A 22,038-nucleotide genomic window follows, 5' to 3' on the forward strand; every position below is an offset into this window, starting at 1 on the left:
GCGACGCCGAGCCGCCTCACTCCCGCAGCTGACGCGCCACCACCTCGCCGTGGCCGAACACCCCGGCGCTGGCCGCCGACTGGTTCACGAAGTCGGCGAACGGGCCCGGCTCGAACGGCGCCGCCGCCTCCAGCTTCGCCACCGCTTCCGGGGGCAGCGTCACGTCCAGGGCGGCGACGCTCTCCGCGACCCGGTCCGCCGTCCGGAACCCGATCAGCGGGTGCACGACCGCCGACCGCGCCCGCGACCACGCGATCGCCACCTGTGCCGGCGTGACACCCAGCTCGTCCGCCACCGCGCGCACCGCCGCCGCCACCCGCTGCTGCTCCGGCGACGGCGAACCGACCCGGCTGGACCCGGTCAGCGCGCCGTGCTCCAGGACGCCCCACGCCGCGACGGTCAGCCCCAGCTGCTCGGCCATCGGCAGCACGTCGCGCTCGATGTCGCGGTTCAGCAGGCTGTAGGGCACCTGCACCCCGGCGAACGGCGTCCACCCGCGCCACTCCGCCAGCACGTCGGCCCGGCTCACCACCCACGCGGGCGTGTCGGACACCCCGAGGTACCTGACCTTCCCCGCCCGCACCAGGTCGTCCAGCGCACGCAGCGTCTCGGCGACCGGCGTGTGCGGGTCCCACGTGTGCACCCACAGGATGTCGACGTAGTCGGTGCGCAGCCGCCGCAGGCTGCGCTCCAGGGACGCGACCAGGTTCTTGCGGTGGCTGCCCCCGGCGTTCGGGTCGTGCGGATCCCGCGTCAGCGTGTACTTGGTGGCCAGCACGAACCGGTCGCGGTCGGTCAGCACCTCGCCCAGCACGCTCTCGCTCTCCGCGTACGCCGAGGCCGTGTCGATCACGTTGCCCCCGGCGTCGGCGTAGGCCTTGACCACCCGCCGCGCCTCGTCCGGTTCCTGCAGCGCCATCGCCCCGAGGAACATCTCCGCCACGCGCAGCCCGGTGCGCCCGAAAAGCCGGTATCTCATGCGGTCCACTTTGTCGGAACGCAGCCGCCTCCGGCACGTGTGGCGCCAAACTCACTCGCGGCCGGTCGACACCCGCCTCCGCCGGGAACTTCGACGAGGTCGTGCCGTAGGGCCGGTGCCCGGGGTAAGCGGCGGCCGGCCCGCGACCGCGCTGGTCGTCTGCGCCCGCCGCGCGAGACCGGCGGGCAGACCGACACGAGGTGACCCACCGCGGGCCCAGCCACCGGGTCCCGGCGGTCGGCGAATCCCTCGCCGTCGTGGTGGACCCCTCCGACGGGCTGTTCCGGCTCCTCCGGTAGCCCGAGCTCAGTGGTGGAACCAGCCCGCGAACATCGCCGGGCACGCGGCCAGCGCGCTGTACCTGATGAACCGCCCGGTCAGGCCCGCCGTGAGGAACGTCGACATCCGCATGTCGGCCAGGCCCGCCAGCACGGTCGTCGCCATGAACGGGGGGAGCCCGATCAGCGAGCTGACCCCGTAGGTGCCCGTCATCCAGTGCGGGTGCCGGTGGCAGCGCTCACGCAGGGCCTCCACCTTGCCGCGCAGCCACTTGGTCCGCTGGTGCCACCGGTCGCGGCGACGGCTGGGCGGGCGCTCCCGGTGCAGGCGGTCGTGCAGGAACCGCGGCAGCCTGATCGATCCGCGCGCGGCCAGGTAGTACAGCAGTTTGCCGGCGATCTGGCCGATCGAGACGGCCGCGCCGATCAGCAGCCAGTGCAGCCCCGGCTCGCTGGCCACGAGCCCCAGCACGAACACCTCGACGCTGATCACGGGCACGATCGCCGAGCCGAAGGCGACGCCGAGCGTCACCCAGAACCAGGCGAACATCCGCGCCTCCTGACGGGGGGCTTCGGGGCGGCGCGCGCCTCCGCGGGGGACGGAGGACCACACGGACGGGGTCACAAGAAGATATCAGCCCGAAGTGTGATCTCCGTGGGGTCGGTGACACTTTCCGCCGCCTGTTGACTACCGGCTGCTCACCTTCCCGTCACCCGGTTCTGCCACCGTGGCGCCGTGCAACAGGACATCCGGGTGACGCGGTCGCTCGTGGAGAGGTTCGCGTCGTTCTGCGCGACGGTCGTCCGGTACCTGCCCTTCGGGCTGAACACGCTGGTCCCGCCCAGCTTCGTGGGCTTCGCGCTGATCAACGGGTTCACCTTCGGCGTCGACCTGCTGCTGCTGACCCTGGGCCACGGCGTGGCCGGGCTGCCGCTGCCGGTCGCCATCACCGTGGCCTACGTCTGCGCCTTCGCGCTGAGCTTCGTGCTCAACCGCGTCTTCAACTTCCGCTCGCACGCCCCGGTCGGGCGCCAGGCCGTGCTCTACGCGATCGCGGTGGCCGTCAACTACTTCGCGTTCATCCTCGGCGCCGGGGCCGGCCTGGCCGCGCTGGGCGTGCAGTACCACCTGGCGCGCATCATCGCCGGCGCGTTGGAGGCGGTGTTCCTCTACAGCGTGCTTCGCTGGATCGTGTTCACCGACCGCAGCCGCGCGTAGCGCAAGGGGGACCCGCTCGTAACATCGATCACGCGGGCAACGAAGATAGGCGTTGCGGCGTCTGTTCCGTGAGATCACGCCTGGCCGGGACTGGGAGAACGAGTGAAAGCTGTCATCGAGACGATGAGGTACGGCAGTACCGCCGAGCGGGTACGCCTGGGCTTGGAACTCCTGCTGGCCGTCGGCCTGTTCGCCGCGCTCGCGTACTACGCGCACGGCATCCGGAAGTGGCCGACCGACGTCGACATCTACCGGCTGGGCGCGGACACGTTCCTCAAGGGCCACTCGATCTACTCGGAGCTGCCCGTCTCGACCATCGGCGGCGCGCTGCCCTACACCTACCCGCCGTTCTCCGCGGTGCTGTTCACGCCGCTGGCGATCATCCCGCCGCCGATCGGCTACCCGCTGCTGACCGGCGCGACCTGCCTGGCGCTGTTCCCGATCATCCTGGCCTACCGCAACGGATCGCCGGAGCTGCGCGGGCTGCTGAACAAGACCTGGATGGTCGTGGCGGCCGCGATCGTGATGGTGGTCGCCCACCCGGTGGCGAACACGATCTTCTGGGGCCAGATCAACGTCCTGCTGATGATGCTCGTCGCGGTCGACATCCTGTGGCCGAACCCGCGCTGGCCGCGCGGCGCGCTGATCGGCATCGCGGCGGCGGTCAAGCTCACCCCGGCCGGGTTCTGCCTGATCTTCCTGCTGCGCAAGGACTTCCGCGCGGTGGTCACCGCGTTCGTCAGCTTCCTGGTGATGACGGCGATCGCGTTCGTGCTGATGCCCGGCGACTCGTGGACGTACTGGACGGACCGCGTCTTCCACGCCACCGGCATGAACATCGGGCCCATCCACGCCAACGAGTCGATCACCGCGACGTTCGAGAAGCTGCACCTCACCGGCACCACGCTGACGGTCGTCGGCGGTCTCGGCGTGCTCGCGGTCGTCGCCATGACGTTCCTCGGCACCGCACGAGCGTTGCGGGACAACAACCTCGCGCTCGCGCTCGGCGTAAACGCCGCCGGTGTCCTGCTGATCTCGCCGATCTCCTGGTCGCACCACTGGATCCTGGCGCTGCCGACGGCCGTGCTGGTGCTCGTGATGGGCGTGCAGAGGAACAACAAGTGGCTGATCGTCTCCGGCTGGGCCGCGGTGGTGATCCTGTGGCTCGCGCCGCACTACTGGGTGCCGCTGGAGTGGGAGAACTGGAGCTTCGCGCAGCAGGTGGCGGGCAGCAGCTACCAGATCGTGGCCGTGGCCTTCCTGGTCGTGATGTCCGTGCTGTGGTTCCGCGGGCGGGGCAAGCCCGCGCCCGCCGACGACCTGGACTTCGAGCTGAGCCAGGAGCTGACGAAGCCGGCCTTCACGCCGGTCCGCGCCGGCGACGAGGCCTGATCCGAGGAGCCCGGGTTTTTCCCGGGCTCTACTTGTTCCGCTCGTCGAAGGCGCGCTGGCTGCGTTCGATGTCGGGGTCGTGCTCGACCGCCCATTCCGCCAGGCGCACGGCGGGCTCGATCAGGGTGCGGCCGACGTCGGTGAGCGCGTACTCGACGCGGGGCGGCACCTCCGCGTAGGCGGTGCGCGACACGAGGCCGTCGCGTTCGAGGTTCCGCAGCGTCAGCGACAGCATCCGCTGGGACACGCCGGGGATGCGCTGCTGCAGCTCGGTGAAGCGCATCCGCTGGTCGTCCAGGGTGGCGACCACCAGCAGGGTCCACTTGTTGCCGATCCGGTCCAGGATGCGCCGGATCGCGCGCCCGCCGTCGCCCCTGATCAGGCAGGTCCGTTCGTACCGCGACACGCACGCTCCTGTCCGCTACGCACACTCGTGTGCCTTTTGTAGACCCTCCGATGGTGACCCATGATGTGGTTGCTTACAAGTCGTAACCATCGGAGGCCACCGTGGAAATCGCCTACTGGATCGTGGCCGCGCTGCTGGGGGTCCTGTACCTGTTCGCGGGCGGGAAGAAGATCGCGCAGAGCCGGGAGCAGCTGGCGCCGATGATGGGCTGGGTCGACACCGTGCCCATGTGGGCGGTTCGCGGCATCGGCGCGGTGGAGGTCCTCGGCGTGCTCGGGCTGGTTCTGCCGCCGCTGACCGGGGTCGCGCCCGCGCTGGCGCTGGTGGCGGCGCTCGGGTTCGCGGTGCTCCAGGTGCTGGCGGCGGGCCTGCACCTGTCGCGGGGCGAGGTGAAGGAGACCGGGCTGAACGTGCCGCTGATCGCGCTGGCCGGCGTCGCCGCGTGGCTGGCGACCGCCTGGTGACCTACTCGACGAGCCGGATGTCCAGCGCGCCGGTGAGGCGGAGTTCGCGCAGGCGGCGGTCGCCGGTGTCGAGGGTGCGGACGGTGCCGTCGGGGTGCCAGCCGGCGCGGCGGTAGAAGCCGAGGGTGGCGGCGTCGGACTCCACCGCCCAGGTGACGCCGCGGCCGGCGCCCAGCTCGCGCAGCCCGGCGGCGGCCGCGGCCAGCAGCCGGGAGCCGTGGCCGCGCCGCGACCAGCGCGGCTCCACCAGCAGCGTCCCGATCAGGCCGGTGCGGTCGGCGTCGCCGGGCACGTTGCCCGCCGCGTCGGCCACGTCGTCGCGGGGCGCGGGACCGGCGACGCAGAACCCGACCGTGTATTCGCCTTCGACGGCGAGGTGGATCCGGGAGCCGGGGTGGCCGATCGCCTCCGCCCACCTGGCCTCGGTGACCGCGGAGTCGAGCTCGGCGAGCGCGCGGTCGCTGAGGACGCCCTGGTAGGCCGTTCGCCAGGTGACGCGCTGGATCCGGGCGATCTCCGCGGCGTCGGCGTCGACGGCTTCGCGGACGGACACGGTGCTCATGCCGGGAACCTACCGGTTTTGTCGGTGGGTGCTGGCACCATGAGCACCACCATGGAGACGATGAGTGTGGCGGCCGCCCGGCGGGCGGCGCTGGCGGCCCAGGGTTTCGCCGACCCGCGGCCCGGCACCGAACCCACCCGGCGGCACCTCAAGCGCGCCCTGTCGCGGTTGCAGCTGATCCAGCTGGACTCGGTGAACGTCGTGGTGCGGGCGCACTACGCGCCGCTGTTCGCGCGGCTGGGCGGCTACGACCCGGCGCTGATCGACGAGGCCGCGTGGGCGCACAGCAGCCGCAAGCCGCGGATGCTGGTGGAGACCTGGGCGCACGAGGCGAGCCTGATCCCGGTCGAGGACTGGCCGCTGTTGCAGTCCGGCGCGAAGCGGCCCGGGTGGTGGCGCAACTACCAGCCCCTCGCCGACCGCTCGCCGTCGCTGGTCGACGACGTGCTGGCGGTGGTGAAGGAGCTCGGCCCGATCGGGGCGGGCGGCATCGAGCGCGAGCTGGAGGGCGAGTCGACGCGCCGTCCGGGGTCGTGGTGGGAGCGGTCCGAGGTCAAGAAGATCTGCGAGCTGCTGTTCGGGCTGGGCCAGCTGACCACCGGCACGCGGCGCGGGTTCGAGCGGCTGTACGACCTGACCGAGCGGGTCGTGCCGGCGGAGATCCTGGCGCGGCGCGTGTCGCCGGAGCAGGGGGCGCGCGAGCTGATCTCCCGCGCGGCGACGGCGCTGGGCGTGGCGACGGAGCCGGACCTGCGGGACTACTACCGGCTCGGCCCGGAGACGAGCCGCCGGGCGGTGGCCGAGCTGGTCGAGGACGGGGTGCTGGAAGAGGTCGAGGTGCGCGGCTGGCGCGGCCCGGCGTACCGCTTGGTCGGCGCGCGGATGCCGCGGAAGGTCGCGGGGCGGGCGCTGCTGTGCCCGTTCGACCCGCTGATCTGGGAGCGGGCCCGCACCGAGCGGCTGTTCGGGTTCCGGTACCGCATCGAGATCTACGTGCCCGAGCCCAAGCGCGTGTACGGCTACTACGTGTTCCCGTTCCTGCTCGACGGCGAACTGGTGGCGCGAGTCGACCTGAAGGCCGACCGGGAGGCCGGGGTGCTGCGGGTGCAGGGCGCGTTCGCCGAGCCGGGCGCCGAGGTGCCGCGGGTGGCCGCCGAGCTGGCCGGGGAGCTGCGGTTGATGGCCACGTGGCTGGGACTGGACGGTTTCGTGGTGGGGGAGCGGGGTGATCTGGCGCCGGCGCTGAGCCGGGCGTGAGAGGGGGAGTGGTGGCGCGGTCGCGGGTCCGGTGTCTTGCCCAAGGCCCGGCGCCGATGGATCTGGGCGGCGTCACGCGGGTATATCGCGCGCGGCTGCCGCGACCGGCCTACCGGCCGTTGGGGAGCTTCGCGGGCGACTGTTTCCGCCACCGGCGTGCGGCTTCCCCGGCGGTGTGATCGGCGGCCGCCGGCGGCGTGATACGGAATCGGGGTGGTGTGACACGCCCCCATGCCACACCACCCCTCCACCCCCATGGCGGCTCGCGGCCGCCCTCCGGTGGTCTACTGCGCCGCGCGGGTCACCACGGCCGTGCCGGATCCGGTGCGCGCCCGCACGTTCAGCGGGATCTCGCCATCGGGCCGGTCCAGCGCCACGTCCAGCTCGCTCGACACCTTGCCCGCGCTCGCGGTCAGGTCGACCTCCGCGGCGACCCCCGGCCGGATCCCGACCCGGATGTCGCCGGAGCCGGTGACCAGCTCCAGGTTCCCGCTCGCCGCCTCGGCGACCGACAGGTCGCCGCTGCCGCTGCGGACCAGCGCCGACCCGGACACCGTGCCCAGCCACAGATCCCCGGTGCCGGTGGCCAGCGTCGCCGACCCGGCCAGCGACGCCACCTCCACGTCACCACTGCCGGTGCGCAGGTGCAGCCCCGCCAGCGTCGGCCCGAGCCGGATCGCGCCGGAGCCGCTGCGCACCGTCGCCGCGCCCTCCGACCGGTCCAGCCTGATCTCGCCGGTCCCGGTGGAGACGTCCACCCGCCCGGCCGGCCCGCTCACCGTCACGTTCGCCGACCCGGCCCGCACCTCCACGGTGGTGCCCGCGGGCGCGATCACCGTGACCGCGAGCGGGATGTTCCGCAGCGGCAGCGCCTTCGGCGCGTGCACTGTCAGCCGGTTGCCGGTCTGCTCCAGCCGCGTCTGCTGCACCGCGTCCGCGGGCGTGCCGCTCAGGTCGGTGCCCAGCTGGTCGCCGAAGCGCTCGCTCACCCAGCTCAGCAGGCTGGAGATGCCCTGTGTCCACGGCTGCTGGGCGTCCGGGTCGTGCCGGATCTCCACCGTCGCCTCGGGCTCCTCGGCGTCCAGCTTCACCTCGACCTTCCCCATCGACACCGCGATGTCCAGCTCCAGCGGCCCCGGCAGGGCGAACGTCTGCGTGCGCACGAGCTCCGGATCGGTCATGACTATCCCTTCACCCAGCCGTGCAGGTGCGACTCGGACTGCGAGCCGCTCTGCTTCTCGGCGTGCCAGGACTGCGAACCGTGCAGCGCGCCCTGCACGGCCTGCGAGATGAACGTGTTGAGCGAGACGCCCTGCGACGACGCGGCGTGCTCGGCCTGCTCCTTGAGCTTCTCCACCAGGCGCAACGTCATGCGCGAGATGTCCCCGCCCTCCACCAGCGGCGGTGGCGGTGGTGGAGGCGGCGGCCCGGGACGCTCGGCCCGTGGCCGCTCACCGGCCGAACCGGTGACCACCACCCGCACGTCCCGGCCGTCCAGGCGCACCTCGACGACGTGGTCGGGCAGCTGCGCGGTCGCCTCGGCGGCGAGGTCGGCCAGCGCGTTCATCAGCACCAGCCGGGCCGCGGGCTCCAGCGCGCCGGACAGCAGCGCCGCCGCCCGGCGGATCTGCTCGTCCCCGGCCGAGGCCGTCGCGGTGAGGTCCTCGCGGAGGCTGGTGATGTACGGGGTCAAGTCCATGACACCACTATGGCGTCACTCTTGGTGTCAGTCAAGGAGAAGATGACACCACGTGGTGTCGCGGCCGGGTTGTCGGACCCGGCGGTTACGCTGCCGGGGAGTCGTTGAGGGGAAGGAGCGCGACCGTGGCCGAGACCGTGTCGCCGAAGGTTCAGCTGATCGCGAAGACGGAGTTCTTCCCGCCGGAGGACGTGCCGTGGTCGACCGACGCCGACGGGGGTGAGGCGCTCGCCGAGTTCGCGGGCCGCGCCTGCTACCAGTCGTGGAAGAAGCCGAACCCGAAGACGGCCACCAACGCCGGCTACATCGACCACATCATCGAGGTCGGTCACCTGTCGGTGCTGGAGCACGGCTCGGTGAGCTTCTACATCAGCGGCGTGTCGCGCTCGCTGACCCACGAGCTGATCCGCCACCGCCACTTCTCCTACTCGCAGCTGTCGCAGCGGTACGTGCCCGAGCGCGACGCGGCGTTCGTCGAGCCGGACGTGATCGCGAACGACCCGGAGCTGCACGAGAAGTTCCTCAAGGCCGCGCAGGCGAGTGTCGACGCCTACAACGAGCTGCTCGCCGGGCTGGAGGACAAGTTCGCCGACGCGCCGAGCGCCACCCTGCGCCGCAAGCAGGCGCGCCAGGCCGCCCGGTCGGTGCTGCCCAACGCCACCGAGACCCGCATCGTGGTCACCGGCAACTACCGCGCCTGGCGGCACTTCATCGCCATGCGCGCCACCGAGCACGCCGACGTGGAGATCCGCGGCCTGGCCGTGGAATGCCTGCGGCAGCTGCAGAAGGCCGCGCCGAACGTGTTCGCCGACTTCACCATCTCCACCCTGCCCGACGGCACCGAGGTCGCCTCCAGCCCGAAGGTCCTCGAAGGGTGAAACGGCTCGCCATCGACGTCCAGCCGGGCGAGTACGCGGTCGCGCGCCTGGATCCGGGCGTTCCGGTGCCCGCTCTGGACTCGCCGGACGGCCTGGTCTCGGTCACCCGCACGCCCGCGGAGACCTCGGTGATCTGCCCGGCCGGCCTGGCCCCGGAGGGCGCCCGGGTCGAGGCCGGCTGGCGGCTGCTGACCGTGCGCGGCCCGCTGGCGTTCACCCTCACCGGGATCATCGCCGCGCTGGCCAGTGAGTTGGCGTCGGCCGGGGTCGCGTTGTTCACGCTGTCCACGTTCGACACCGACCACGTGCTGGTGAAGGAAGGCGACCTGGCGCGCGCGGTGCAGGCGCTGCGCGCGGCCGGGCACGAGGTCGCGGAGTAGGCACGGGGCGGGGCGTCGTGGTCCGGGATCCCCGGCGTGCGCGTCCCGGGCCGGCGGGCCGTCGTGCTGCTGACCTGCTGCCTGAGCGTGGTGGTGGCGGGCCTGGACACGACGATCGCCAACCGCGGCTCGCCGACCGGTTCGCCACCGAGGTCTGCCCGGCCGTCAGCGCCGGCGAGCCGGTCCCTGCGTGGGACCGCGCCGCGCTGAGCTGATGAGCGCGTCGGGCCTGCTCGCCGCGCGGGCGTGGCGCTGCTCTCGATCCGGCAGGTGCTGCGATCTTCCGGGGCAACATGCCGATCAGCGCTGACCCGGCGGTTCGTCCCCGAGTCGAAAGCCGTGCGGGGCAAGCGGTTCGACCCGCTCGGGCAGCTGCTCGTCATCACGTTCCTCGGCCCGCTCACCGCCGCGGTCATCGTGGTGGTGGTGACGGCGGCCCTGGGCGGATTCCTGTTCCTCAACACGCTCTACCTGCAGAACGTGCGCGGCTTCAGCGCGCTGCACGGCCTGCTCACGCTCCCGATGGCCGCCTGCGCATGATCTCCGGCCGGATCGTGGCGGCCCGCGGGGCGCGGCCCGCGTTCGTGCTCGCCGGGCTGCGGCTGACGGCGGGCACCGGCCTGCCGGTCGCGGCCGGGAGCGCGACGCCGGTCTGGTTCCTCGTGCTCGGCTACCTGCTGTTCGGCGCGGGCTTCGGGCGGGTTGGCACCCCCATTGCGCACACCGCCCTGTCCGGGATGCCGCGTGACCAGGCCGGGGTGGCCGGCGCGATCGCCTCGACGTGCCGCCGGACCGGCGCCGCGATCGGCGTGGCGGTGTGCGGTTCCATCCTCGCCGGTGGCACGGCCGGGTCCAGCCGTGCCGCCGGGCTCGCGTTGGCCGGCTGCGCCGCCGCGACCGTGCTGGTCGGCCTGCTGTCGACCGCCCGCTTCGCTCACGCCGGACGCGGCGGCCCGGAGCCTGCTGCCTAAAAGCCACCCCTGTGGGGTACGTCTGCCCGTGGTGCCCGTGCGTCGCACACCACTTTCGCTGCTCTGTACATCAAAGTTCGGCGCACCTAAACTCAGGCTTCGGCTTCGTGGATGGAGGACGGATGGCGCTGACGGACCAGCTCGGACCACGGCTCAAGCGGGTGCGCTCCGGCTCCCTGCTGCTCGGGCCCGCGTTCGTCGCCGCGATCGCCTACGTCGACCCGGGCAACGTCGCCTCCAACATCAGCGCCGGGGCCCAGTTCGGCTACCTGCTGGTGTGGGTGATCGTGGCCGCCAACCTGATGGCCGGGCTGGTCCAGTACCTGTCGGCGAAGCTGGGCCTGGTCACCGGCCTGTCCCTGCCGGAGAACCTGCGCGAGCGGATGCCCCGTGCCGCCCGCCTCGGCTACTGGGTGCAGGCCGAGACGGTCGCGATCGCGACGGACCTGGCCGAGGTCGTCGGCGGCGCGATCGCCCTCTACCTGCTGTTCGACCTCCCGCTGCTGGCCGGCGGCGTGATCACCGGCGTGGTGTCGATGGTCCTGCTGCTGGTCCAGGACAAGCGTGGCCAGCGGCCGTTCGAGCGGGTCATCACCGGCCTGCTCGGCGTCATCGCGATCGGGTTCCTGGCCAGCGTGTTCGTGGAACCGCCCTCCGCGGCGGACGCGGCGGCCGGTCTGGTCCCGCACTTCGCCGGCACCGAAAGCGTCCTGATCGCCGCCGCGATGCTCGGCGCCACCGTCATGCCGCACGCCGTCTACCTGCACTCCGGGCTCGCCCGCGACCGGCACGGCAAGGTCGAGGGCGCGCGCCAGTCGCGCCTGCTGCGGATCACCCGCTTCGACGTCGGCCTGGCGATGCTGCTGGCGGGCGCGGTGAACCTGTCGATGGTGCTGCTGGCCGCCACGAACATGCAGGGCCAGGAGGGCGTCGACTCGATCGAAGGCGCGCACGCCGCCGTCGGGGACACGCTCGGGCCGGCCGTCGCGCTGCTGTTCGCGATCGGGCTGCTGGCCTCCGGCCTGGCTTCGACGTCGGTGGGCGCCTACGCCGGCGCGATGATCATGCAGGGCCTGCTGCGCAAGAAGATCCCGCTGCTGCTGCGGCGGCTGATCACGCTGCTGCCCGCGATCGTGGTGCTCGCGATCGGGGTGGACCCCAGCCGCGCGCTGGTGGTGTCCCAGGTGGTGCTGTCCTTCGGCATCCCGTTCGCGCTGGTGCCGCTGGTGCGGCTGACCAGCGACCGCGGGCTGATGGGCACCGCCGCGAACCACCGCGTAACCACGACGTTGGCGTGGGTGATCGCCGCCGTCATCATCACCCTCAACGTGGCGCTGATCTACCTCACGTTCGCGGGCTGACACCGGAACCGTTCGGCTCCCGCGACGGTCGGACTAGCATCCCGCTGTCCCGAATAGCCGCGATGACCGGAGCCACGTTGACCGAAGAGCAGACCCAGCAGACGACGCCGCGCCCGTCCGGACCACGGGTGGTGGCCGGCCGCTACGCGCTCCTCGGCGAGCTGGGCCGGGGCGGGCACGGCGTCGTGTGGCGCGCGCAGGACCAGGTGATCGGCCGCCAGGTCGCGATCAAGGAGCTGCGCCTGCCCGACGGCGCCGAGGACACCGTCTTCACCGAGCGGGTGCTGCGCGAGGTGCGCACCGCGGGCAGGCTGAACGACCCGGCCATCGTCACGGTCTTCGACGTGGTCTCCGAAGACGGGGCCACCTACATCGTGATGGAGCTGGTCGAGGCGCCCACGCTGGGCGACCTGGTGCGCCACCACGGCGCGCTGCCGCCGCAGCAGGTGGCCTCGATCGGGCAGCAGGTGCTCTCCGCGCTGCAGGCCGCGCACGAGGCCGGCATCGTGCACCGCGACGTCAAGCCCGGCAACATCATGGTCGGCGCGAACGGGCGGGTGAAGCTCACCGACTTCGGCATCGCCACCGCGATCGACGACCCGCGGCTGACCTCGAGCGGCACGATTGTGGGCTCGCCGGCGTTCATGGCGCCGGAGCGGCTCGACGGGCGGGAGGCGCTGCCCGACTCCGACCTGTGGTCCCTGGGCGCGACGCTGTTCCTGGCCGTCGAGGGCAAGTCCGCGTTCGACCGCCCGACCACCGCGGCGACCATGAACGCGATCCTCACCGAGGTGCCCTACCTGACCCGGGTCCAGGGCCCGCTGGCCTCGGCGATCATGGGCCTGCTGGTGGCCAAGCCGGAGGGCCGGATCTCCGCCGCCCAGGCCGCGCACCTGCTCGGCATCGCCGCCCAGAACACCCCGCCCGGCGGCATCGCCACCGCGGTCCACAACGGACCACCGCCGACGCAGTTCGCCCCGGCGCCGCACCGCACCGGCCGCCGCGGCCTGTGGGCCACCGCGGGCGCCGTACTCGGCGTCGTGCTGCTGGCCGGCGGTTTCCTGGCCGGCCAGTGGTGGGCGACCGAGGCGGAGGACCCGGCGATGCTGCCGACCATGACCTACGGGACCGGCGGCGACCTGGACTTCGACGCCGGCAGCGCCTACCGCTGCTACAACGGGCGCCTGGACCCCGGCTACGCCATCGGCAGCGACAACCAGGTCGACTGCGACAAGGCGCACGAGCTGGAGCTCTACGATGAGAACGACAGCCTCGGCAATGCGAGCTCCGGCGACAGCGACGCCAGCTACGTCGCCTACCCGGGCGCCGACGCCCTGCGCCGCTACGCCGAGTCGTTCTGCGCCCTGAGCTTCCACTCCACGACCATCGACGCCGACGCCCGCGCCGGCCTCAGCTACCGCGCGCTCGTGCCGGCACAGGCCGAGTGGGAGGCCACGCCGGAGCAGTCCTACAACGACCCGTCACGCGGCATCTACTGCCTGGTGTCGAAGAAGGGCGGCGGCCAGCTCACCGAGGCGGTCACGCTGAAGGTGCGCTGACGCGAAAGGTTACGGCGGAAGATCACCTGGTCCAGCGATTCTCCGGCCGGTGGTGGCCCTTTCCTGCGGATCATGCCGTTTTGGCAGGTCGGCACGAATATTCACAGCGTGAGGAGGTACCGTCAGAGCATGTCCAACCCACCTTCGGCAGCGCCCGGGAGGCCCTTCGGGCGCGTGCTCACCGCGATGGTCACCCCCTTCGACGCGGACGGCGCAGTCGACCTGAAGCGGGCGCAGGAGCTCGCCGAGCACCTCGTGGAGCTGGGCAACGACGGCCTGGTCGTGAACGGCACCACCGGTGAGAGCCCGACCACGACCGACGCCGAGAAGGCCGACCTGGTGCGCGCCGTGGCCGAGGCGGTCGGCGACCGCGCGACCGTGATCGCCGGCGCCGGGACCTACAACACCGCGCACAGCGTCGAACTGGTGCAGCAGGCCGAGAAGGCCGGCGCCCACGGCGTCCTGCTGGTCACGCCCTACTACTCGCGCCCGTCGCAGGCCGGCCTGTACGCGCACTTCACCACGGTCGCCGACGCGACCGGCCTGCCGGTGATGCTCTACGACATCCCGCCGCGCTCGATCGTGCCGATCGAGGTCGACACGCTGCGCCGCCTGGCCGAGCACCCGCGCATCCTGGCCGTCAAGGACGCCAAGGGCGACCTGCTGGCGGGCAGCGAGGTCATCGCCAACACCCACCTGGCCTACTACTCCGGCGACGACGCGCTGAACCTGCCGTGGCTGTCGGTGGGCGCGGCCGGCGTGGTGAGCGTCATCGGGCACGTGGTGGCCGGCCGCATCCGGGCCATGATCGAGGCCTACGAGGACGGCGACACCTCCACCGCCCGCACCAACCACCGCGGCATGCTGCCCGTCTTCCGCGCCATGTCGCGCGTCGGCGGGGTCGTGTTCTCCAAGACCGCGCTCGCGCTGCGCGGCCACCCGGTCGGCGGCCCGCGGCTGCCGATCGTGCCCGCCACCCCGGAGCAGGTCGAGGCGATCGCCACCGACCTCGCCCAGGCGGGGGTCCCCCTCGCGGAGTCCCCGTCGCCGGACTGGCACTCTTCCCGGGTGGCGCAGGCCGACTCCGCGGCGGCCTACGTCGCGCCGACCACTCACACCAGCGTTGGGACCATTCACAGGTGAACCTGGCAGGACCCGGACCGACCAACAACCCACCCGCACTGCCCGACGGCGGCCTGCGCGCGGTCGCCCTCGGCGGCATCGGCGAAGTCGGCCGGAACATGACCGTCTTCGAGTACGACGGCCGTCTCGTGATCGTCGACTGCGGGGTGCTCTTCCCCGAGGACGAGCAGCCCGGCGTCGACCTGATCCTGCCCGACTTCCGGGCGATCGAGGACCGGCTGTCCGACATCGAGGCCCTCGTGCTCACCCACGGCCACGAGGACCACATCGGCGCCGTGCCGTTCCTGCTGCGCCTGCGGCCGGACCTGCCGGTCTACGGCTCGCGGTTCACGCTCGCGCTGCTGGAGGCCAAGTGCAAGGAGCACCGGCAGCGGCCGAAGCTGATCGAGGTGACCGAGTCCGAGCGGCGCACGGTGGGCCCGTTCGAGCTGGAGTTCTTCGCGGTCAACCACTCGATCCCGGACGCGCTGGCGGTCGCGCTGCGCACCCCGGCCGGCGTGGTGCTGCACACCGGTGACATCAAGCTCGACCAGCTGCCGCTGGACAACCGCCTGACCGACCTGGCCGGGTTCTCCCGCCTCGGCGACGAGGGCGTCGACCTGCTGTGCATCGACTCGACCAACGCCGAGGTGCCCGGGTTCGTCACGCCGGAGCGGGACATCGGGCCGGTGCTCGACGACGTCATCGGGCACGTCACCCAGCGGGTGATCGTCGCCTGCTTCGCCAGCCACGTGCACCGCGTGCAGCAGGTGCTCGACGCGGCGGTCAAGCACGGCCGCCGGGTCGCGTTCGTGGGCCGCTCGATGGTCCGCAACATGGGGATCGCCGCCGACCTCGGCCTGCTGAACATCCCCGAGGGCCTGCTGATCAACTTGGACGAGGCCGTCAACCTGCCCGAGAGCCGGGTGCTGTTCGTGTCCACCGGGTCGCAGGGCGAGCCGCTGTCGGCGCTGTCCCGGATGGCGCGCGGCGAGCACCGGCAGATCTCGATCCGGGCCGGCGACACGGTCGTGCTGGCCAGCTCGCTGATCCCGGGCAACGAGACGGCGGTGTTCGGCGTGGTCAACGGCCTGGTCCGGCTCGGCGCGAACGTGGTGCACCAGGGCAACGCGAAGGTGCACGTGTCCGGCCACGCGTCGGCGGGGGAGCTGCTGTTCCTCTACAACGCGATCCGGCCGAGCAACGTCATGCCGGTGCACGGCGAGTGGCGGCACCTGCGGGCCAACGGCGCGCTGGCGATCCGCACCGGCGTGGCGCCGGAGAACGTCGTGCTGGCCGAGAACGGCGTGGTGGTCGACCTGGTGGACGGCCGGGCGCGCGCGACCGGGCGGGTCGAGGTCGGGCACGTCTACGTGGACGGCCTGTCGGTCGGCGACGTCGGCGAGTCGACCCTGTCCGACCGGCTGGTGCTCGGCGAGGGCGGGTTCATCGCGATCAACGTCGCGGTCGACTCGACCACCGGCCGCGCGGTGAGCACCCCGACGGTGTCCGGGCGCGGGTTCTCCGACGACCCGAAAGCACTCGATGCGGTGGTTCCGCTCGTGGAGATGGAGCTGTCCCGCACCGAGATCGAGGGCATCACCGACAGCCACCGGATCGCCCAGGCCGTGCGCCGTGTGGTGGGCCGATGGGTCGCCGAGACCTACCGGCGCCGCCCGATGATCGTGCCGACCGTCATCCCGGTGACGTACGGACAGGCCGATCCGACAGCGTAGGTAATCTCCGTCACTGCCCTTAACCTGGATCTCGTCCTGGCGAGCGATCCAGCGGAGGCGGTGCGAGGTGGGCCGACATTCGTCTCCTGCCCGGCGGCGGCCGCGGCGGGTGTGGGTGATGGCCGGTGTCCTCGTGCTGCTGGGCGGAGCCGGCTGGATCGCCGCGGACGTGGCGCGTGACCAGGGCGGCTGCGACCGGCCCGCGGTGGTGCGGGTCGCCGCCGCGCCCGGGGTCGCCCCGGCGGTCGCGCAGGTCGCCCGCCGGGTGGCGCAGACCGAGTGCGCGGCCTTCGAGGTCAACGCCGTCGACTCGGCGGCGGTCGCGCAGTCGCTGGCCCTGCCCGGCGGCGAGATCCGCCCGGACGTGTGGATCCCGGAATCGACGCTGCAGCTGCGGCGGGCGAAGGGGGTGGGCGCGAGCGGGATCGCGGGCGGCACCAGCATCGCCAGCTCGCCGGTGGTGTTCGCGCTGACCGAGGAGGCCGCGGCCGGCCTCGGCTGGCCGGGCCGCGCGCCGGCCTGGTCGGACGTGCTCGGCGCGCCCGGCCTGGCGCTCGGCGTGCCCGACCCGGGGCGGGACCCGGCCGGTCTGTCCGCGCTGATCGGCATCCGGGCCGCGGTGCCCGCCGCGGACGCCTACGCCGCCACGCTGCGCCGGCTGTCGCCGAACGCGGTGCCCACCACCGACGACCTGTTCGCGCGGCTGGCCGACCGGACCCTCGCCGGGTTCCCGGTGTCGGAGAACGCGTTGCTGCGCTACAACGTGCGCAACGGCGTCGCGGGCACCCAGAGCGGGCTGGTCGCGACCTACCAGCCGCAGGCGCCCGCGCTGGACTACCCGTTCGCCGTGCTCGGCGGCGCCGGGGAGGCGCAGCGCTCGGCCGCCGGGGCGCTGCTGTCCGCGCTGCTGGGCCTGGAGGGGTCGAACGCGCTGGCCAACGCCGGGTTTCGCACGCCCGACGGCCGATACCTGCGGGACGGCGCGGCGCAGAACGTCAGCGACCGCACCCTGCCCTCGCCCGCGGTGCCGACCGACGCCGACGTCGACGCGCTGCTCGGGCAGTGGGCGCGGATCAACTCCAGCTCGCGGGCGCGGGTGCTGATCGACGTGTCGGGGTCGATGGACGTCGAGGTGCCGGGCACCGGGCAGACCCGCATGCAGCTGACCACCGACGCGGCCGCGCGGGCGTTGTCGCTGTTCAAGCCGACGTCGGAGAGCAGCGTGTGGGAGTTCGCCACGCACCTGGACGGCGACCGCGACTACCGCGAGGTGCTGCCGATGCGGCCGGTGAGCGACCACCTGGCGTCCGGGGCGGCGGACCGGTTGCGCGCCATCCAGGCCACGCCGGACGGGGACACCGGGCTGTACGACACGGTGCTGGCCGCGTACCGGCTGGCGTCGGCGGAGTGGCAGGCGGGGCGGCTCAACCTGGTGATCGTGCTGACCGACGGGCGCAACGACGACGCGGACGGCATCAGCCGGGACGCGCTGGTCGCGGAGCTGGCGAAGCTCGCCGACCCGGCGCGGCCGGTGGCGATCATCGGCATCGGGATCGGCCCGGACGTGGACGTGGACGAGCTGGCGGCGATCACCACGCCCACCGGCGGTCAGACGTTCGCCGCGCCCGATCCGGCGCGGATCACCGACGTGTTCTACGGCGCGCTGGCCCGGCTCACCGGCGCCTGAACCACGCGGACGGCGAGCGAGACAGATTCGCCGCCGGTGCTCTCACTTCGGCCCGGCCGACGGGTGCGTTCGTTAGCGTCGGCGGACGTGGAAGCAGTGGTGATCAAGGAGTTCGGCGGGCCGGAGGGCCTGGCCGTGGTGGACCTTCCCGTGCCCGAGCCCGCGGCCGGGCAGGTGCTGATCGAGACCGAGGCGATCGGGGTCGGTGGCGTGGACGCGGTGATCCGCCGCGGCGCGCTCGCCGCTCACGGGTTCGCGGCCGGGCACATCCCGGGCGGTGAGGTGGCCGGCACCGTGATCGCGGTCGGCGACGGGGTCGACCGGACCCTGCTGGGCCGGCGCGCGTGGGGGTTCACCGGCACGGGCGGCGGGTATGTCGAACGAGCTGTGGTGCCGGCCGGGGAGGTGCTGCCGCTGCCCGCCGGTTTGTCCACGGTGGACGCGGTGGCACTCGGGGGTTCCGGTGTGGTGGCGCATTTCGCCCTCGCGCGCGCCGGGTTCGCGCCGGGCGAGTCGGTGCTGGTGCGAGGTGCGGCCGGCAGCATCGGGCTCACCGCGGTCCAGCTCGCGGCGCGCGGTGGCGCCGGTGCGGTGGCGGTCACGACGTCGTCGGCCGCGCGGGGCGAGCGGCTGCGCGAGCTGGGCGCGACGCACGTGCTGGACCGCTCCGGCGCGGGCGGCGCGGGGTTCGACGTGATCGTCGACGTCGTAGCGGGCCCCGACTTCCCGGACTTCGTCGGCAAGCTCGGCCCCAACGGGCGGGCGGTGCTGGTCGGCGTGGTCGGCGGCCCGCCCGCCGACTTCGGCGCGGCGCTGATGGCCGGATTCCGGAAGTCGTTGTCGGTGGCCACCTTCAGCGCCGACACGGTGCCCGCGGCCGAGCGGCGAACCGTCCGCGCCGCGCAGTTCGCCGCCGCGGCACGCGGGGAGCTGCGCACGGTCGTGCACGAGGTGCTGCCGCTGGCCGAGGCCGGGCTCGCGCACCGGAAGATGGACAGCGGCGAGGTGTTCGGCCGGATCGTGCTGACGCCGTCCCGCTAGCCCTCCGGGTAGAACAGGAACAGCGTGCAGCCCGTGGCGGTCGAGGGTACGTGCCAGGTTCCGGCGGGGGCGTGCAGGAACGTCCCCGCCGGGTACTCGCGGGCGCCGTCGTGGAACGTGCCTGCCACGACGTAGACCTCCTCGGGGCCCGGTTCGTGCACGTCGCGGTGCGGCCAGGACGCGCCGGGGTCCATCTCCAGCAGATCGGCGTGCGCCCCGTCCGGCCCGGTCCACAACGGACGGTGGCGGACGCCGGGGAACGGTTCGCGGACCGGGGCTTCGTCGACGGAGACCGAGGTGTAGCCCTCCTGGGCGAGGATTTCGTGCATGGCCCCAGGATGCGGGTGCGGACCGGGCCGGGACAGTGCCCGCGAGGACACCGTGGGGTACTTTTCTGCCATGCATCGCGTGGTCGCCCTGGTGCAGCCGGTGCAGTCGACGTTCGAGCTCGGCTGCGCCATGGAGGTCTTCGGCACGGTGCGGGACGGCGTGCCGCGGTACTACGAGTTCGACGTGTGCACCGAGGAGCCGGGAACCGTGCCCACGACCGCGGGGTACGCCCTGTCGGTGCCGCATGGCCTGTCCGCGCTCGACGACGCGGACACGGTGATCATCCCGGGCTGGGCGCCGGTGGAGGCGCCCCTGTCCCCGCGCGTGCGCGACGCGTTGCTGCGTGCCCACGCCCGTGGAGCGCGGCTCGTCACGATCTGCTCCGGCGTGTTCGCCCTGGCGCGCACCGGGTTGCTCGACGGCCGCTCGGCCACCACCCACTGGGAGCGCGCCGAGCAGCTGCGGCGCGAGTTCCCGGCGGTGCGCGTGGAGCCGGACCAGCTCTACGTGGACCACGGCGACGTCGCGACGAGCGCCGGTGCGGGCGCGGGGATCGAGCTGTGCCTGCACCTCGTCCGGCGGGACCACGGCGCCGCGCACGCCGCCCTCCTCGCGCGGCACATGGTGATGCCGCCGCACCGGGACGGCGGTCAGGTCCGGGTCACGCCGCAGGCCCCGGCCCGGGACGAGCTGGACGACCTGCTCGAGTGGGCAGGCGAGCGGCTCGGGACACCGTTGTCGGTGGCCGGCCTGGCCGCGCGGCTGAACGTCTCACCCCGCACGCTGACGAGGCGCTTCCACGACCGGTTCGGCACGAGCCCGGGCAAGTGGCTGCTGTCCCGCCGCGTGGCGGAGGCGCGCAGGCTGCTGGAGGACACCGATCTGCCGGTGGACGCGATCGCGGCGCGGGTGGGGCTCGCGTCGGCGGTCAACCTGCGCCGCCGGTTCCGGGACCAGGTGGGAACGACGCCGGGCGCGTACCGGCGGGCGCTGCGGGCTCCGGAACCTGCGCGCGCGGCGAGTTGAGCTGCACGATCAGCGCGCCGCCGAGCAGGACGACCGCGCCGGCCAGCTGGGGCCACGCCAGCGTTTCGTGCAGCAGCGCCCACGCGGTGGCGGTGGCGATCACCGGTTCGAGCAGGCCGATGACGCTCGCGACGGCGGCCGGGAGGTGGCGCAGCGCGGTGAGGCCGATGGCGTAGGCCAGGACGGTCGAGAACAACGCCACGGCGACCAGCAGCAGCCACACCGGCGGGTGCCACGGGCCGAACTCGGCCGGGGCGGTGAGGACCGCGGCCGGCATCGTCCACGGCGGGGCGACCGCGCACACCGCGACCGCGCCGATGATCATGCCCCAGGTGACCATGCCCATCGGGTGGCGGGTGGTGACGCCGTGCTCGCCGAGCAGGAAGTACGCCGCCGAGCACACCGCCGCGCCGAGCCCGGCGAGCAGGCCGACCGCGTCGAGGCTGAGCCCCTGCCACACCTGCGCTACGCCCGCCAGCCCGGCCATGGCCAGCGCGATCCCGGCCCACATCCGCCCGGGCAGCCGCACGCCGCGGACGAACCGCGTCCACAACGCGATCAGCACCGGCGAGGTGAACTCGAGCAGGATCGCGATGCCGACGGGCAGCCGTCCGGCGGCGACGAAGTAGCACAGCTGCACGCCCGCGACGCCGAGCAGGCCGTAGCCGAGCAGCAGCGGCCACTCGGCGCGGCGGACGCGCAGCAGCGACGGCTTCACCACGGCCACCACGGCGGCCAGCACCAGCGCCGCGAGCCCGATCCGCGCCGCGGCGACCTGCTCGGCGGACAGGCCGGCGAGCATCGCGGGTTTCGCGATCGTGCCGGAGCTGCCGAAACAGACCGAGGAGACGAGGATCAGCGTCGTGCCGCGCCCGCGGTGCGGGACGAACGCACGCGGCGGTGCGGGAGCTTCGGTGACCACTCCGCCCACCCTAAGCGGCCGACCGGTACGGCGGTACCGGAATTCCGTCACTCCTCGCATAACCGGTCAAACTCGCGTGCCGGTTACTCCGGGGACGGGCTGGGATGCGGCTGCCCCGCGCCGCTCAGGCGCCGCCGCGGCCGACGCGCACGTAACCCGCGATGGTCGCGAGCCGGTGGCCCTGGATGCGCAGCGCTTCGAGCGACTCCTTGTCCGGCTCGGCCGACTTGCGCGACACGAACGAACCGCCATAGGGGTTCCCGGATTCCAGCAGGTGCGGCTGCCCGTAGCCGAGCGGCAGCACGATCGCGCCCCAGTGGTAGAAGATGTTGTTCATCGCCAGCACGGTCGCCTCCAGCCCGCCGTGCGCGGTGGACGCCGTGGTGAACGACGTCGCGACCTTGTCCACCAGCTTCCCCTTGGCCCACAGGCCACCGGTGGTGTCCAGATAGGACTTGAGCTGGCTCGCGGGACCACCGAAACGGGTCGGGCTGCCGATCGCGAGCCCGTCGGCCCACTCCAGGTCGGCGAGCGTGGCCAGTTCGTCGTGCGGCCCCGCGTCGACCCACGCCTGCCAGCGCGGGTTGGTCGCGATCGCCTCGGGCGGGGCGGTCTCGGCGACCGTGCGGACGCGCACCTCCGCCCCGGTGTCGGCGGCCCCGCCGGCCAGTGCGGCGGCCAGCTTCGCGGTGTTGCCGGTGGCGCTGTAGTACACGACGAGGATCCGAGTGGTCACGATGATCACCCTACCGGTATCGAATCGCACGTT

The 22,038-nt window shown here is 73.0% G+C and carries 24 protein-coding genes; 15 read left to right on the top strand and 9 right to left on the bottom strand.

Features of this window, described 5'->3' with window-relative positions:
* Nucleotides 1-16: 16 nt before the first annotated feature.
* Together ABZ193_RS01000 and ABZ193_RS01005 are read right to left on the bottom strand one after the other, a co-directional pair.
* Nucleotides 17-979: an aldo/keto reductase gene (locus ABZ193_RS01000; protein ID WP_354708368.1), complete on the bottom strand. Its 963-nt coding sequence runs from the start codon at nt 977-979 to the stop codon at nt 17-19.
* Nucleotides 980-1,285: 306 nt separating this feature from the next.
* Nucleotides 1,286-1,807 (bottom strand): hypothetical protein, encoded by a 522-nt coding sequence (locus ABZ193_RS01005; protein WP_354708369.1) that lies wholly within the window; start codon nt 1,805-1,807, stop codon nt 1,286-1,288.
* 186 nt (nt 1,808-1,993) lie between these two features.
* Here ABZ193_RS01005 and ABZ193_RS01010 point away from each other — a divergent pair, with 186 nt between their 5' ends.
* Nucleotides 1,994-2,476: a GtrA family protein gene (locus tag ABZ193_RS01010; protein WP_235716268.1), complete on the top strand. Its 483-nt coding sequence runs from the start codon at nt 1,994-1,996 to the stop codon at nt 2,474-2,476.
* A 123-nt stretch (nt 2,477-2,599) separates the two neighbouring features.
* On the top strand, nt 2,600-3,868 hold the full coding sequence (locus tag ABZ193_RS01015) for a glycosyltransferase family 87 protein (RefSeq protein ID WP_235716269.1): 1,269 nt from the start codon (nt 2,600-2,602) through the stop codon (nt 3,866-3,868).
* 28 nt (nt 3,869-3,896) lie between these two features.
* Here ABZ193_RS01015 and ABZ193_RS01020 read toward each other — a convergent pair whose 3' ends face one another.
* Complete coding sequence (locus tag ABZ193_RS01020) at nt 3,897-4,274, bottom strand: helix-turn-helix domain-containing protein (RefSeq protein ID WP_020422079.1); 378 nt, start codon at nt 4,272-4,274, stop codon at nt 3,897-3,899.
* A gap of 101 nt (nt 4,275-4,375) precedes the next feature.
* Here ABZ193_RS01020 and ABZ193_RS01025 point away from each other — a divergent pair, with 101 nt between their 5' ends.
* Complete coding sequence (locus ABZ193_RS01025; protein WP_020422080.1) at nt 4,376-4,738, top strand: DoxX family protein; 363 nt, start codon at nt 4,376-4,378, stop codon at nt 4,736-4,738.
* A 1-nt stretch (nt 4,739) separates the two neighbouring features.
* Here the strand turns inward: ABZ193_RS01025 and ABZ193_RS01030 are convergent, their stop codons facing one another.
* On the bottom strand, nt 4,740-5,300 hold the full coding sequence (locus tag ABZ193_RS01030; protein ID WP_237337393.1) for a GNAT family N-acetyltransferase: 561 nt from the start codon (nt 5,298-5,300) through the stop codon (nt 4,740-4,742).
* 39 nt (nt 5,301-5,339) lie between these two features.
* On the opposite strand from ABZ193_RS01030, the gene ABZ193_RS01035 reads away from it, so the two are divergent.
* On the top strand, nt 5,340-6,557 hold the full coding sequence (locus ABZ193_RS01035; protein ID WP_354708370.1) for a crosslink repair DNA glycosylase YcaQ family protein: 1,218 nt from the start codon (nt 5,340-5,342) through the stop codon (nt 6,555-6,557).
* 284 nt (nt 6,558-6,841) lie between these two features.
* Here ABZ193_RS01035 and ABZ193_RS01040 read toward each other — a convergent pair whose 3' ends face one another.
* Nucleotides 6,842-7,738, bottom strand: a complete 897-nt coding sequence (locus ABZ193_RS01040) for a DUF4097 family beta strand repeat-containing protein (RefSeq protein WP_020422083.1) — start codon at nt 7,736-7,738, stop codon at nt 6,842-6,844.
* Nucleotides 7,739-7,740: 2 nt separating this feature from the next.
* Nucleotides 7,741-8,256, bottom strand: a complete 516-nt coding sequence (locus tag ABZ193_RS01045) for a toxin-antitoxin system HicB family antitoxin (protein ID WP_020422084.1) — start codon at nt 8,254-8,256, stop codon at nt 7,741-7,743.
* Between the two features lie 125 nt (nt 8,257-8,381).
* Between ABZ193_RS01045 and thyX the strand changes: the two genes are divergently transcribed.
* The 10 genes from thyX (at nt 8,382) to ABZ193_RS01095 (ending at nt 18,991) form a co-directional block, all read left to right on the top strand.
* Nucleotides 8,382-9,134: an FAD-dependent thymidylate synthase gene (thyX, locus tag ABZ193_RS01050; RefSeq protein ID WP_017981786.1), complete on the top strand. Its 753-nt coding sequence runs from the start codon at nt 8,382-8,384 to the stop codon at nt 9,132-9,134.
* Nucleotides 9,131-9,514, top strand: coding sequence for an ACT domain-containing protein (locus ABZ193_RS01055; RefSeq protein ID WP_354708371.1), 384 nt, complete (start codon nt 9,131-9,133; stop codon nt 9,512-9,514). The genes thyX and ABZ193_RS01055 overlap by 4 nt, the downstream gene beginning before the upstream one ends.
* 339 nt (nt 9,515-9,853) lie before the next feature.
* Nucleotides 9,854-10,054: a hypothetical protein gene (locus tag ABZ193_RS01060; RefSeq protein ID WP_354708372.1), complete on the top strand. Its 201-nt coding sequence runs from the start codon at nt 9,854-9,856 to the stop codon at nt 10,052-10,054.
* On the top strand, nt 10,051-10,485 hold the full coding sequence (locus ABZ193_RS01065) for a hypothetical protein (protein WP_354708373.1): 435 nt from the start codon (nt 10,051-10,053) through the stop codon (nt 10,483-10,485). Before ABZ193_RS01060 ends, ABZ193_RS01065 begins: the two co-directional genes overlap by 4 nt.
* Before the next feature lie 122 nt (nt 10,486-10,607).
* On the top strand, nt 10,608-11,846 hold the full coding sequence (locus ABZ193_RS01070; protein WP_354708374.1) for an Nramp family divalent metal transporter: 1,239 nt from the start codon (nt 10,608-10,610) through the stop codon (nt 11,844-11,846).
* Between the two features lie 77 nt (nt 11,847-11,923).
* Nucleotides 11,924-13,405 carry a serine/threonine-protein kinase gene (locus tag ABZ193_RS01075; RefSeq protein WP_354708375.1) on the top strand — a complete coding sequence of 494 codons (1,482 nt, stop codon included), beginning with the start codon at nt 11,924-11,926 and terminating at the stop codon, nt 13,403-13,405.
* 129 nt (nt 13,406-13,534) lie between these two features.
* On the top strand, nt 13,535-14,548 hold the full coding sequence (gene dapA / locus ABZ193_RS01080; protein ID WP_037322538.1) for a 4-hydroxy-tetrahydrodipicolinate synthase: 1,014 nt from the start codon (nt 13,535-13,537) through the stop codon (nt 14,546-14,548).
* Entirely contained in the window at nt 14,545-16,263 is a 1,719-nt protein-coding gene (locus ABZ193_RS01085) for a ribonuclease J (protein ID WP_020422091.1), read from the top strand. The genes dapA and ABZ193_RS01085 overlap by 4 nt, the downstream gene beginning before the upstream one ends.
* A 118-nt stretch (nt 16,264-16,381) precedes the next feature.
* Nucleotides 16,382-17,950: a substrate-binding domain-containing protein gene (locus ABZ193_RS01090; RefSeq protein WP_354708376.1), complete on the top strand. Its 1,569-nt coding sequence runs from the start codon at nt 16,382-16,384 to the stop codon at nt 17,948-17,950.
* 87 nt (nt 17,951-18,037) lie between these two features.
* The gene (locus tag ABZ193_RS01095; RefSeq protein ID WP_354708377.1) at nt 18,038-18,991 is read left to right on the top strand and encodes a zinc-binding dehydrogenase; all 954 of its coding nucleotides are present in this window, start codon (nt 18,038-18,040) and stop codon (nt 18,989-18,991) included.
* On the opposite strand, the gene ABZ193_RS01100 is transcribed toward ABZ193_RS01095, so the two are convergent.
* The gene (locus ABZ193_RS01100) at nt 18,988-19,320 is read right to left on the bottom strand and encodes a cupin domain-containing protein (RefSeq protein ID WP_354708378.1); all 333 of its coding nucleotides are present in this window, start codon (nt 19,318-19,320) and stop codon (nt 18,988-18,990) included. The two genes, ABZ193_RS01095 and ABZ193_RS01100, sit on opposite strands and share 4 nt — an antisense overlap.
* Nucleotides 19,321-19,390: 70 nt before the next feature.
* Between ABZ193_RS01100 and ABZ193_RS01105 the strand changes: the two genes are divergently transcribed.
* Complete coding sequence (locus tag ABZ193_RS01105; protein WP_354708379.1) at nt 19,391-20,347, top strand: helix-turn-helix domain-containing protein; 957 nt, start codon at nt 19,391-19,393, stop codon at nt 20,345-20,347.
* Here ABZ193_RS01105 and ABZ193_RS01110 read toward each other — a convergent pair.
* A complete protein-coding gene (locus tag ABZ193_RS01110; RefSeq protein WP_039791916.1) occupies nt 20,250-21,269 on the bottom strand; it encodes an EamA family transporter in 1,020 nt (339 codons plus the stop codon). The genes ABZ193_RS01105 and ABZ193_RS01110 overlap by 98 nt on opposite strands.
* Before the next feature lie 124 nt (nt 21,270-21,393).
* Nucleotides 21,394-22,005, bottom strand: coding sequence for an NAD(P)H:quinone oxidoreductase (gene wrbA / locus ABZ193_RS01115; protein ID WP_354708380.1), 612 nt, complete (start codon nt 22,003-22,005; stop codon nt 21,394-21,396).
* Between the last annotated feature and the right edge of the window lie 33 nt (nt 22,006-22,038).

This window comes from Amycolatopsis sp. NPDC006125 (assembly GCF_040614195.1).
Classification (GTDB): Bacteria; Actinomycetota; Actinomycetes; order Mycobacteriales; family Pseudonocardiaceae; genus Amycolatopsis_E; species Amycolatopsis_E tucumanensis.

Bases quoted from the DNA above. Each gene is read 5' to 3' on its own strand.
- ABZ193_RS01000 (WP_354708368.1), bottom strand. From the start codon at position 979: ATGAGATACCGGCTTTTCGGGCGCACCGGGCTGCGCGTGGCGGAGATG.
- ABZ193_RS01005 (WP_354708369.1), bottom strand. From the start codon at position 1,807: ATGTTCGCCTGGTTCTGGGTGACGCTCGGCGTCGCCTTCGGCTCGGCG.
- ABZ193_RS01015 (WP_235716269.1), top strand. From the start codon at position 2,600: ATGAGGTACGGCAGTACCGCCGAGCGGGTACGCCTGGGCTTGGAACTC.
- ABZ193_RS01030 (WP_237337393.1), bottom strand. From the start codon at position 5,300: ATGAGCACCGTGTCCGTCCGCGAAGCCGTCGACGCCGACGCCGCGGAG.
- ABZ193_RS01035 (WP_354708370.1), top strand. From the start codon at position 5,340: ATGAGCACCACCATGGAGACGATGAGTGTGGCGGCCGCCCGGCGGGCG.
- ABZ193_RS01040 (WP_020422083.1), bottom strand. From the start codon at position 7,738: ATGACCGATCCGGAGCTCGTGCGCACGCAGACGTTCGCCCTGCCGGGG.
- ABZ193_RS01045 (WP_020422084.1), bottom strand. From the start codon at position 8,256: ATGGACTTGACCCCGTACATCACCAGCCTCCGCGAGGACCTCACCGCG.
- ABZ193_RS01065 (WP_354708373.1), top strand. From the start codon at position 10,051: ATGATCTCCGGCCGGATCGTGGCGGCCCGCGGGGCGCGGCCCGCGTTC.
- ABZ193_RS01070 (WP_354708374.1), top strand. From the start codon at position 10,608: ATGGCGCTGACGGACCAGCTCGGACCACGGCTCAAGCGGGTGCGCTCC.
- dapA (WP_037322538.1), top strand. From the start codon at position 13,535: ATGTCCAACCCACCTTCGGCAGCGCCCGGGAGGCCCTTCGGGCGCGTG.
- ABZ193_RS01090 (WP_354708376.1), top strand. From the start codon at position 16,382: ATGGCCGGTGTCCTCGTGCTGCTGGGCGGAGCCGGCTGGATCGCCGCG.
- ABZ193_RS01100 (WP_354708378.1), bottom strand. From the start codon at position 19,320: ATGCACGAAATCCTCGCCCAGGAGGGCTACACCTCGGTCTCCGTCGAC.
- ABZ193_RS01105 (WP_354708379.1), top strand. From the start codon at position 19,391: ATGCATCGCGTGGTCGCCCTGGTGCAGCCGGTGCAGTCGACGTTCGAG.